Origin of the sequence: Pseudoalteromonas maricaloris, from assembly GCF_024746855.1 — a bacterium.
Classification (GTDB): domain Bacteria; phylum Pseudomonadota; class Gammaproteobacteria; order Enterobacterales; family Alteromonadaceae; genus Pseudoalteromonas; species Pseudoalteromonas maricaloris.
Window position 1 is genome coordinate 1,009,037 of sequence record NZ_CP024625.1, and the last position, 11,933, is coordinate 1,020,969.

General features: G+C 43.0%; 11 protein-coding genes. 5 read left to right on the forward strand and 6 right to left on the reverse strand.

Annotation, left to right across the window (positions count from 1 at the left end):
- Complete coding sequence (locus CTT31_RS04240; protein WP_260492037.1) at positions 1-951, reverse strand: alpha/beta hydrolase; 951 nt, start codon at positions 949-951, stop codon at positions 1-3.
- A gap of 2 nt (positions 952-953) precedes the next feature.
- Entirely contained in the window at positions 954-3,224 is a 2,271-nt protein-coding gene (locus tag CTT31_RS04245; RefSeq protein ID WP_260492038.1) for a TonB-dependent receptor, read from the reverse strand.
- 393 nt (positions 3,225-3,617) lie between these two features.
- Here CTT31_RS04245 and CTT31_RS04250 point away from each other — a divergent pair, with 393 nt between their 5' ends.
- Positions 3,618-3,902, forward strand: coding sequence for a hypothetical protein (locus CTT31_RS04250; RefSeq protein ID WP_249122460.1), 285 nt, complete (start codon positions 3,618-3,620; stop codon positions 3,900-3,902).
- Between the two features lie 134 nt (positions 3,903-4,036).
- On the opposite strand, the gene CTT31_RS04255 is transcribed toward CTT31_RS04250, so the two are convergent.
- Complete coding sequence (locus CTT31_RS04255; RefSeq protein ID WP_260492039.1) at positions 4,037-4,651, reverse strand: response regulator; 615 nt, start codon at positions 4,649-4,651, stop codon at positions 4,037-4,039.
- Positions 4,648-5,784, reverse strand: a complete 1,137-nt coding sequence (locus CTT31_RS04260; RefSeq protein WP_260492040.1) for a sensor histidine kinase — start codon at positions 5,782-5,784, stop codon at positions 4,648-4,650. Before CTT31_RS04260 ends, CTT31_RS04255 begins: the two co-directional genes overlap by 4 nt.
- A 154-nt stretch (positions 5,785-5,938) precedes the next feature.
- Here CTT31_RS04260 and CTT31_RS04265 point away from each other — a divergent pair, with 154 nt between their 5' ends.
- The 3 genes from CTT31_RS04265 to CTT31_RS04275 all read left to right on the forward strand — a co-directional run bounded on the left by CTT31_RS04265 (position 5,939) and on the right by CTT31_RS04275 (position 7,423).
- Complete coding sequence (locus CTT31_RS04265; RefSeq protein WP_260492041.1) at positions 5,939-6,247, forward strand: hypothetical protein; 309 nt, start codon at positions 5,939-5,941, stop codon at positions 6,245-6,247.
- 232 nt (positions 6,248-6,479) lie between these two features.
- Entirely contained in the window at positions 6,480-6,728 is a 249-nt protein-coding gene (locus tag CTT31_RS04270) for a hypothetical protein (RefSeq protein WP_260492042.1), read from the forward strand.
- 128 nt (positions 6,729-6,856) lie between these two features.
- On the forward strand, positions 6,857-7,423 hold the full coding sequence (locus tag CTT31_RS04275; protein WP_017217868.1) for a hypothetical protein: 567 nt from the start codon (positions 6,857-6,859) through the stop codon (positions 7,421-7,423).
- A gap of 196 nt (positions 7,424-7,619) precedes the next feature.
- On the opposite strand, the gene CTT31_RS04280 is transcribed toward CTT31_RS04275, so the two are convergent.
- The gene (locus CTT31_RS04280; protein WP_260492043.1) at positions 7,620-8,168 is read right to left on the reverse strand and encodes a CIA30 family protein; all 549 of its coding nucleotides are present in this window, start codon (positions 8,166-8,168) and stop codon (positions 7,620-7,622) included.
- Between the two features lie 242 nt (positions 8,169-8,410).
- Between CTT31_RS04280 and CTT31_RS04285 the strand changes: the two genes are divergently transcribed.
- Positions 8,411-11,101, forward strand: coding sequence for a DUF2339 domain-containing protein (locus CTT31_RS04285; protein ID WP_260492044.1), 2,691 nt, complete (start codon positions 8,411-8,413; stop codon positions 11,099-11,101).
- A 10-nt stretch (positions 11,102-11,111) separates the two neighbouring features.
- Here CTT31_RS04285 and CTT31_RS04290 read toward each other — a convergent pair whose 3' ends face one another.
- Complete coding sequence (locus CTT31_RS04290; RefSeq protein ID WP_260492045.1) at positions 11,112-11,864, reverse strand: SDR family oxidoreductase; 753 nt, start codon at positions 11,862-11,864, stop codon at positions 11,112-11,114.
- Positions 11,865-11,933 lie beyond the last annotated feature (69 nt).

Consider the following 11,933-nt stretch of genomic DNA (forward strand, 5'->3'; position numbering starts at 1 on the left):
CTAGGTCAAGTCATGCTTTAATTGATTGGCAATATTGCTGCGCGCGAGCTTGCAGACGTCGAGCACGGCAAAGGAGAAAAACGCATGTATGGTATTTTCAAAGCAGGTTAAGGTATTAAGCACACCCGCTTGCTTTAGTTTTTTGGCGAGCAGTATTCCCTCATCGTAAAGTGGGTCGCAGCCGGCAAGCAGCACACTGGTGGCAGGAAGATGCGTCATGTCTTCAATAAATAATGGTGAGACATTGACGTTTGCAGCGCTTTGCTCGGGTGCTAGATACCAGTCGCAGGTGTCTTTAATTGCGTCCCTAGTTAGCAACAAGTTTCCATCGCCATACAGCATGCGTGACGGGTAGGTTTCATGGGGAGAAAAGGAATCAACTACCGGATAAACTAGGTATAAGTTACTTAGGGTGTTTGGCTGTTGTTGATGTAAGTTATGCGCTGCAACAAGCGCTAAGTTACCACCGGCACTGTCGCCCATCAGGGAAATCTTAGTGGGGTCTAGCTCCAACTGCTGGTGGTTTTCTTGTAGCCAATCTACTACGGATATTACTTGCTGCAGGGCGCATGGAAACTTATGCTCAGGCGCGAGGCTGTATTCGACACTGAAAAAAGCGACACCGGATTGCTGGCATAAGTCTTTTACCAGACCGTCATAGCAGTCGACATCTCCTAAAGACCAGCCGCCGCCGTGGACAAACACCACCGCGGGACTGGGGCTTGCCAAAGACTGCGCTGGTCGGTAACAGCGAACGCTCACGTGAATACCATTGTGTTCAATGTGTAGGTCTTGGCTACTTACTTGTGCGTCAATTTCTCCCGCGAGCCCCAAAAACATCGCTCTTGCGCCTTGTCGTGAGGTCTCAATGGAGATTTCGATGTCATGAATGTCGCCAGCTTGAGCCGCGAGGTCGTCTAACAGTGCTTGTGTTTGTTTGTCTAATTTCATAATTAAAACTTATATTTAAGGTTGATACCGTACGTTCTAGGCGCGCCGTAATAACCAAGTTGAACCCCGGGTGCTGCGCTAAGATCGAAGCCGTGTTGACGATAGCGTTTATCGCCTAAGTTTTTGCCGTATAAACTGGCTTCCCAACTGTCGTCCGCGGAGCGGTAGTGTAGTGACATATCAAAGAGGGTGTAGCCAGACTGTGCAAGCACCTCAGAGCTGCTCACGGTGAGATAGGTTTTACTGCGATAAGCGGCACTACCACGTAGTGAAAATTCGCCTTGTGTAAAGGCGCTAAAGAAGTATTCAAAGCCCGCACGGCCATTCCATTTGGGTGAATTAACCAGCTCTCTTTCATCGCTGACCTCTTTACCAAAGTCGCCGATAAGCTCATCGTAACCGCCCCCTAAATAGCCCAGATTGAGGTTCAGAGTGAGGTTATCGGAAGCCACGGCTTCGAGCTCCATTTCTGCGCCGTAAATAGTGGCTTTACCTGCATTTTCAAACAGTGATAAAAACGCGCCGGTGTCGGGGTCGATAGAAAAGCGGCTGAGCTGAAAGTTTTTGTAGTCATTGAAAAAAGCCGCGGTATTTAAGCGAATATTCTGCTTATTCAATAAAGACTTAGAGCCAATTTCATAGCTCCACAAGGTTTCTGGTTCAAAAGGTTGTGCAAATGAGGTGATCCGGCCGTTAAAACCGCCGCTTTTAAACCCTTTTCCAGCGCTCAGGTAAACCATGCTGTCGTCAGAGATGGTGTAATCGAACACCACTTTTGGGGTAAACTCTTTCCACTCCTTGGATGCGCTGTAGCCTGTCGGGCTATAGCCAATGCCTGTGCCGAATACCGCCTCCATTTCCTCTGCTGTTGTTACACCGGTGCCAAAAAACTCCTCGCCTTTGGATGTGACTTCTTTTTTCTCAATGGTGTAGCGTGCGCCAAGCGTGACGTCGAGCTTTTCAGTCAAAGACCAAGAGAGGTTAGCGTAGAGGGCTGAGCTGGTATTTTCTTGATCGCGTTCTCCTGCGTTAATCACAGGCCAAGGCAGGTAAACGTCTGGTGCCACCATAACGAAAAAGTCCGGAGCAACGGAGCCGCCAAAACTCAGATCGTCCTCATTAAAGTAATAGAGCCCAGATACCAAAGAGAACTGGTCGTCTTTGTATAACCATTGAAATTCTTGGCTTATTTGCTGTTGATCTTCGAAATTAAAAATACCAAATGATGCATCGGGGGTGGCATCTAAGTCTAAGTGCGTGCGGTATTCCATTTCGCGTCGAGCAGTGATGGATTTAAATACCGAGTGGCCCTTGATATATTCAAGCGTTAAGCTCGCTCCCGAGGTATCCAGTTCTTCTAAATCGTTGTAGTTAACGTCGACGACAAATGGGTCTTCCTCAGGTGCATAATAGCCTTCTTTTATCACCGAATAGATAGGCGTTTCTCGATGTGGAGTGCGTGAGCTTGAGGGGGATGCGTTCGAGCCGTCGACGACTAAATAGGCCGAAAAATTCTCACTTGGTTGATAAAGTAAACTGCCGCGCCATGCTAGGGTATCTTTGTCGTGGTCGTCACTATTGTTATAGCGATTCTCACTAAAACCATCTCGACTACTTTTGGCAATTGCAAAACGCCCAGAGAGCGTGTCTTCAATCAATGCGCCGTTGACGCTAGCTTTTATCGTTCGAGCATTATAATTTCCAAGCGCCACGCTGACATATCCTTCGTTGTCTTGCGAAGGTTTGGCACTACTGAAACGCACCGCGCCACCTATGGTATTGCGACCGTAAAGGGTGCCTTGTGGACCACGTAATACCTCGATTTGCTCAGGGTCGACAACATCTAAAAAGGCACCTTGAACGCGCCCAAGATATACGTCATCGAGATACACACCAACGCCGGGGTCGTTAAACGAGATAGAGTCAATTTGGCCAATTCCGCGAATATAAATGACGGCGTTGGAAGCATCACCTGAGTGCAGGTTAAGGTTCGGAACGTGAGATGCCAAGTCACCGAGGTCTTGTACGTTCATCTTCTCAAGCTCTGAGGCGGAGAGGGCGGTCACCGCAAGCGCGACATCTTGTAGATTTTCGGTTTGCCGCGTTGCGGTAACGCTGATCCGCTCAATTTTTTTGCTTTGCTCATTGCTAAGCGTGGACTCCGCTTCGGCATAGCTATGGCCTGATAATACTGCCGCTATCAGAAGTGATAGTGTATGCCGTGGTATACCTTTGGTTGAACTGACTCTGTGCGATTGAGTTGCTGCAATCATGCTGAGTAACCTTTTCGTCGTTATTATTATGTTCTCCAGTATAGGAATGAAGAAAATTCAATAGCTAGGACAAAAACAGTCAACTTGATGAGCAAATTAGCTCAGGACAGAGCAAAGCCGTACTCGACTAGTATTTAGTCAATAAATGGGTTGATTTTATTGCACCTAAAAAAGATACACCCCGAGTTGCATGAAAAATACAGTAACATTAACAATTACTTTGCTATTCTCGTTGCTACTAATGCTATCAACGCCGACTTTGGGATCTGAGAGTGAAAATAAGCTGCAGATCCATGTCCATTATCAGCAAGCCTCGGATTCATGGTTGATACAGTACAAATTGCCTAAAGCAGTTGAGCGGGTAATTGGGGTAAAGAGATTATCATAGAGCTAATGCGTACTCATTGCCGCAGGATTAGCCTCAGCTATTACGATGACTATATCAAGACCTACCCGATAGAGAACTGCGAAGTATTTGACCATGACATGGAGATACAGTTTGTAGATGGAGTGGATCTGCTTAAAAATGGGGTATTGGCTTATCAAGCTTTCAAAGCAAAATGTCAGCGCGGTGGCGTTGTTAATTTTGCAGATAGAACCAAGCAACCCGTTGCCCAAATCCGCTGTTTGGATCAAGTCGGTGCACTTACGCCTTACATAAAATTGACGACCGAATAGTCAAACCCAAGGATGTATGGAGGCGATATTTTTATTAAAAAAGTTGGACGAGCAGTCATGGTGAGGTGTGATACAAACTTGAGCTTGTATCACATTTCAACATTATTCATTCAGTACCTCGGGTTAAACTTCATTTAAATTAAATTCTGATTAATCGCCTTTATGACCGCTTGGGTTCTGTCTTTAACTTCAAGTTTTGCGAGTATTTGAGAGACATGGTTGCGAATGGTGCCTTCGGAATTGTGTAAGGTGTTGGCGATGATTTTGTTTGACATGCCGAGAGATAAACAGCGCAACACTGCTTGTTCTTTTTCAGTCAATTTTTCTTGTGGTGCTAATTGCTGATCTAGAAGGTAAGTCGTCAAAGCGCTTTGTAGCACTTTTTTCCCTGCAATCACTTGTTGGATGGCGTCGATTAATGCCTCTAGTTCAATATTTTTAAGTACATAGCCCCGTGCACCAAGATTAATGGCCTTTACCAATACATCGCAATCTTCAAAGGTAGTGATAATCAAAACTGGAGTGGGTATTGCGTTAGTGCGCAATGCATTAAGTACACCTAGTCCATCTAAATTAGGCATGCGCATATCCAGTAAGATGATGTCAAATTGTTGTGAAGCGAGTAACTCAAGTGCCTGTATACCGTCTTCGGCTTGCCCTTTTACACAAATGTTTTCGTCAAGGTTAAGCAAATTGGCTAGGCCTAATCTCACCAAGGTTTGGTCTTCCACGAGTAGGCAATTGATCATGTAATATTCTCGGATAAAAGGTTAAGTTCGGGTACTGGTATGGTTATCGAGCTGATGAGTTTTTGATTTTCAATTTTTTGTGTGAATGAGCCATTAAGTAGTGCTAGTCGCTCGTGCAGCCCAGATAAGCCATTGCCTTGTTTTGGCAAACTAGACTCGCTTTGGTTGTGAAAGGCGCTGGCTTTTAGATTATGGGTTGTGGAGTCAATTACGACTTCAAAATTGATATGATTTGCTGTGGTATGTTTAAGCGTATTACTTACCATTTCTTGACAAAAACGGATCACGCAGAGCGAATGATCTTGCGAGATTTGTTCTGATCCACGGTCTAGCTTTAAGGTGTAGCGCAAATTGGGTGTAGCCGTGAAAATTGCTTCTAGTGCTTGTTTCAAGAGTGTTTTATTGTGGCGCTGAGTGGATACGATACTTCTTACTTCCTCAAGCAAAGTTTGGCTTAGTTGATGGCAACTCGCTAGGGTTGGCTCCATATCTTCGCTTGCCGTTCTTTTTGCGAAATCAAGATTAATACTCAATGCTGTGAGTTTATGGCCTAGTGAATCATGCAATTCTCGGGAAATATTGAGTCTTTCTTGCGCTGCTGACATGGCTCCCATCATGTGTTGCGCGGCTTTAAGCTCTTTGTAATTTTGCCGAGATTGGTAGTGCATATTGAGGCTCTCAACTATGCGTCTGCTGACAAACCAGTTCATTGCACAAAAAAATAGCCAAACAGCAAAGGTGATCCAAGGTACGTTACCCTCCCACCTTGTATGGTGTGTAAATCCGTATACCAGCATAGCAAGTAACACGGCAGACAGAACTTTAGGGAATGAAAAGTGCGGACTAAAAATTGCAGAAAACATGACCAAATGAATAAAAACTAATGAAGTTGTTGATACCTGCATAAGTAGCGCTATCAATACTAGGTAGGTACAGGCTGCCGCATGGACTCGCTTATTTGGGTTGTGAATGATAAAAAACAGCAATGTCAAAATGGCACCGCTAATGATTAGCTGGCCGACCAATGCGAGCTGAGAGTTACGGTAATACATACATGCAAGTGTGACACCTAACCAAGAAGCAAGTGTTGAAAAACGCCAGTCTGTTGTATGGCGGATAGGAGAGTCCATCATTTCTGCGCAAAGTTTTTATTTTTGATTATTACAGAATCGCTATGGTGAGAACAGTGATAATTGTCATAGTCAAAATATGAGATTTATCACTGGTGACGTGACATCACTTTACTAAGATAGTGATGGATATCGGTAATTCATATGAGGCTTATTTATGACGGATATGGCAACGATTTCTTCAATGGCTACTGTTCAATGTGGCGTCGCTCGTGCTGATGGAAGATTATGGGCGACGGCAGATACACTGCATTTTACTCCTTTCAATACCTTGCTGGGGCTAGGCCCATATCAAATTGATATCGTTGATGTGATTAAGGTTGAACAGTGCCTTGGCAAAGGCGCAGGACTGCTTCCTCTTACAACTCAAGCGATCCAAATTACATTAAAGAGTAATCAAACGTTCAAATTTATTTTATCAGAACCTGAATCATGGGTAAGGTGGTTCAATTCTATTGACTTTTGATTAAATGAAAAGGATTTAAACCCCATAATTTATAGATGGCTTTCTTTAAGTTGTTGTAAATTTTTAATTTTAATTTTTATTTTCCTGGTTGGTTTCATTTGGTAACTAGTTTGAAGAAAGGGATTGTTCAGTTTGATAATTAACCTATAATTAATTTGGCAGGTAGAAATAAAGCTGATAACCTATTGCCCGTCTCAAAATAATCTCACTTAAACACAAGGATTATAGTGTTATGAATGCTCAAAGATTGGAGCGCATATTAAGTGCGTTTTTACCTTCTTTTATTGCCAAGCAACTAGCTAAATCACCAAAACTTTTGCTGTTTGTTGTGCTATTTATCACCTTGCTCGTCATTTTTATTATTAAAGTCGCCTCTTTTGCTATTTACTCTTTGGTCGTGGGAGCTGTGTTATTCGGCTGTTGGATGGCGTGGAGTGGCACTAAAAGCATCATGTCGAAGCGCAAGAAACGAGTGTCTTAAAGTTAAATCAAGATACTCTGGGCTTGATAATTATTACGTAATTAATCTGAAATATATTTTTTCGGTTTGTCTGCCGTATTAGATATTACATAAATTGAAAATCTCAATCTATTTAAGGAAAAATAACCATGAGTCTATTAAATAAATTCAAAACTCAAGCGCAATCTATTGGCAGTAGTATTGGTGAATCTACCAGTAAACTAAGCGGTGATATTGTGTCTTCAACGAAAGACAATGCAAAGCTTGCAGGTTTGAAATCAGATATCGCGTCAATCGATGGTCAACTTAATATTGCATACCAAGATATTGGCCGCAAATATATTGAAAACCTAATCAAAAACGATGGTGCAAATCTTGAAGCTGTATTGCAAGACACTATCGAGCGTATCGATCCGTTAATTAAGCGTAAAGACGATCTGGAAGCGGAAGTTATCGCTATCGAGAAGCAACTAAAAGATCAGATAGTTATCCAGGAAAAAGCGGTTTTCCAAAAAGAATTTGATGGTGAAAAAGAGAAACTAGAAAAAGCGCTAAAGCTTGATGTTATCTCACAAGACGAGTTTGATACTAAGCTGGCTAAAGCACGTTTGAAACTGGACAATTTCGATGAAATTCGTAAAACCAAAAAGCAGCACGAAATGGGTCTAATCAATAAAGAAGAATTAAAAGAAAAGCTAACTGCGTTAGGTGCGTAATCTAACGCTTAATTACTCCCTGATTAGCCAGCGCTAATAATTTAACAATTATATGAGCTGGCTACACTCTGCGTTATTGAAAAATCATATTCAAATCATTGCGTTTACGTTATTCGCTTTAACCTTAAATTGGCAGCGATTGTTTAGTAAAGTGGAATACCCCACATGTAGATGCACATCAATTTAATTGGCTAAATTACTCAATTCGAAGACTCTTTATTGCAAGGCTTGCTTCGCCACCTTCTGTGTCTGTCAAGTCTGGTACAAAGTAAAGTGCGGAAACATGCTTGAGTATGACCCCTTTGTCTTTTGACCAAGCAGGTGTCCAGTTGGGTCTGGCAAAATCATTCAGAGATACGTTGATTGTTTGCCAAGTATCTGATGCTGGTAATTTAGTTTGGTAGTGAGCATAGCTTTTATCACCTGAGCCGCCATACTCCTGTTGCGATAACTTAACTATCAAAGCGTTATCACTTTTATACGTCAGTGCAATGTTGAATTGAGAGGGGAGCTGTTTAGTGGGCAAGTCGTAAATAAGCTCTACCCAAGAGTTGTTTTGTTTATCGACTCGCGGCACGCGTTTAAACTGAATAGCAACTTGCTCTTCATTAACAAGCGGGCCGTTCAGAATTGCTTGGCTGCCATGCGGATCGGTCGCAAAACGCCACTGTTTTGGCTTTAAGTTTGGCTGAGTATAGCTACAGCCAGAAACCGCTACAAAAAGTAAAAGTGATAAAAAACGCACAGAAAAATCCTTAGAACAACGTCCCTAAAATATAATTTTTTAGTTTATTTACATGGAGGTAATATGACAACGGGGCGCATGTGCATTTTTGGCCAATGTTAGAAAATTTCAAGTCATCATACTTCTATGTGGCTTGCTAAAGTTATGGCGCCGATCATGAGAGATTGATTTATTGGTGTGGTTGATCTCATACTGTTTCTAATGCAGGTGAGCTAGGGCCTAGCAAACAAATAAGGAGTCGTATGGAAACGGAGTTTATCTCTTTTATATTTTATCTTTTTGTATTTATTGGCGCTGTTTTTGCCCTACAAGATAGACAAAGGCTTAAGCAACTCGTTAAAAAAGTACATCAGTTACAAAATACGATAGAGCAGCAAAGTCGCCGGATCTCGACACTTGAAGGTCGTGAATTCTCAGATCAAGCATGCTCAGAGAAAACACATTCAGAGAATAAGCTTTCTGAGTGTGGACAAAAGAATGGCGAAACAGCTGATAGTACATCATTAACAGCACGGACTGCATTGGGCGAATCCACGGCAACAGCCAATCATACACAACCTCAGCAGCCTGAAAGTACGGTCACTATCGCAAGAGCTAAGCCTAGTAAGAGTAAACCTGCCTTTGAATTTGACTTTACTTTAGATTCCTTATTAAAAGGGAATGGACTTTTTTGGATAGGTGCCGTAGTACTAGCTCTTGGCGGCGTTTTTCTAGCTAAGTACTCTATTGAAGCCGGACTTCTTCCCCCAAGTGTGCGAGTGATGCTGGGGGGCCTTTTTGGAATCAGCTTGGTTACTGCCGCTGAAGTCGTAAATCGCTACAAAGAAAAGCTAAAAATTAATACTCCATACATTTCTGCAGCGCTTGCCAGTGGTGGCGTGATCACATGCTTTGCCATGACATTGGTTGCTTTTGATTTCTATCATTTTATACCGGCTAATATGGCCTTTGTTTTACTCGCCATTATTTCATTGGCTGCGACCTCTTTGGCACTGAGATTTGGCCCAGTGCTCGCAGGTATTGGCATTGTTGGTGCGTATGTCGTGCCTGCCTTGGTATCGACGGGTTCTAATAATATCGGTGCGTTACTGCTGTATATCAGCTTTGTTTCACTCTCTGCGATATGGGTTGCGGATTATGTGAAGCGCAAATGGTTGTGGTGGCAAAGTTTTGTTGGTCATTTCTTATGGTTTTGCACCGCGGTTGCGGTTGGTGGAAGCGGCGACTTTTGGGTGCTGCTGATTTTTGCGCTTATCTCTATGTACTTATATGTGTTGGTAGACGTACTGGGTTGGCGACTGACGAATTCAATGATAAGTCCTTTGCCTATCAAAGATCTATTAATGCCAAGAAAAGAGCAATTGGGGATTATACTCCCACTGTTATTTATCGCATGTGCGCTAATAATAAAAACCCAAATCGATACGCTTATTTGGGCTAATGTCTTATTTGCTAGCGTTGTTTTGTGTGCGGCTTATAGACATAGTGCATTGGATAGTTGGCCATTTTATTTGCTATTGTTTGTACTTCTCTCATTCTACTTGATGCCCAAAGTGGGCACTTACGACGACGTACTTTTTCCTTTCATCGGTAAGTATTTGTTTATTCAAGTGGCAGTGGTCATCACGATGTTATTTAGCATGATGATGATTAAGCGATATCCATCAAGACTCGCTTATTTGATGCTGTTGAACGTGGCTCCACTTGCGCTTTACGGTGTAAGCTACGCTATTTCTCCTAAAGTCACAGAAGCAATTTTGTATCCTGTATGGGCGATTGAAATGTTGGTCATCGGGCTTTTCGCCTCGTATTGTGCGATGAAAACGGATACAAATATTCAACAGGTCACTTACCTTATTTTGGCGAACGCTATGCTGAGTTTGTGTTTTACGATGTTACTCTCGGCAAGCTCGTTGACTTTAGCGATTGCGGCACAAGTAGCGTCTATGAGTTATTTGAGCTGGAAGTACAAAGTGCGTTTACCTGATTGGTTGTATAAAGCTGCACTTATTGCTGTTGTTACCCGTCTTACTTTTGCGCCTTGGCTTGCAGATTACAAGCACGAAACGATTTTAACTATACATTGGACACTTGTTGTCTATCCGCTGGTGCTGGGCATTATTTGGTTTGCTACCAAATACAACCCTTCAAAGAGCCTGAACACTTGGTTTATGGGTGTCGCAATGCATATTGTGGCGCTTCTGGTCACCACCGAAACAAGTTATCTCTTGATTGGTGACTACCCTGATTTTACTAACCTCAGTTTCCAAGAATCCGTGTTGCTAGCTTTGAATTGGCTAGTGCTTGGCGCTGTATATCTGTGGCGAGGGCAGCTCAGCGACAAGGGCAACAGACTTTATCCGCTTGCCGCGAGCTTGCTATTACTTGGAAGCGCGTCGCTCCACTTTGATATTTCGTTTGCCAATAATCCGTTTTTGGATAGGCAATATATTGGAGGCGGTATGATTAATTGGCTACTTTTGCAGTGGTTGATACCAGCATGCGTATTTGCTGTCATGCTCCAGTTTAAGTTAATGCCACCGCAATTTAAGCGTTTGGTATACGGCCTGATAGCCTTGCTAGGGATCTTATTTATCAACGGTGAAATTCGGGCCTTATTTCATGAGGGTTTCCTTGTGCTGTCGATGCCGATGGAACAACCCGAGTTATATACCTATTCAATTGTTTGGCTATTGATTTCAACCGTATTGATTTTTGTTGCCAAGCGGATAGAGCATAAAGTGCTGATTAACGCCGGTTTTGCAGGGCTAGCCATTGTTATTTTAAAAGCCTTTGTGGTCGATATGGCAAATCTTGAAGGCTTGCTGCGCGCGTTGTCTTTTATCGGTTTAGGCTTATGCCTAGTGGGAATTGGTTGGCTGTTTCAAAAAATGCAGGATCAGCCCAGAGAGGTAAAACCAACAGTGGACTGACCCCACATTTTTACAAGCAGTAACCACCGTCAACAGTGATGTGCGCACCGCGCATTGCTGTTGACCCTTCGCCAGTTAAAAAGTCTAAGCTTGCTAGCATTTCTGTTGCTTGTAACATGCGCCCTAATGGAATCGACGACAACCCTGCATTTAGCTCGGCTATTTGTTGCTCGCTCATTCCTGCTTTATTTTGGATTTCAGTATGAGTCACCCCAGGACGCAGGTGGTTAATACGTACTCCACGATCACTCCATTCTAAATTGAGCGTCGCTGCAAGCGCCTCAAATGCGGCTTTGCTAGCGGCATAACTTGCCGCTCCTGCAAAAGCACGCTGTACCGCAATACTTGATACATAAACAACACTACATGGATTATTTATTACAGGTAACAAGCGTTGTAATAGCATTGCAGGGCCTGTGAAGTTAATAAGCATGGTCGTATTTAAATCGCTTAGCTCATTGTCAGCAAAAGGTTTTGGATAGAATACACCTGCATTTAAAATCACCGCGTCAAGCTTAATATCTTGTGCTTTTAGCTCCTCTGGTAAGCTTTCAAAGTGGGCTGGAACGCTGCTGTCACAGAGCAGCCCTAGCACTTGTGAGGGATGGCTTGCGCATGCTAGCAGTTGGTTTTCGACCGTTGCAATTTTGTCTTCGTTTCTTCCCGTAAAAATGACTTTCCAGCCTTGTGTGAGGTAATGCTTGGCAGCCGCAAGTCCAATTCCAGCGGTTGCGCCAGTGATCAATATAGTTGGTAATGACATGGTAAATCCTTATGCGTTATACGATGGTATAAATGACATTGTAGTGATTGCAATTCGTGCTGATAAGAT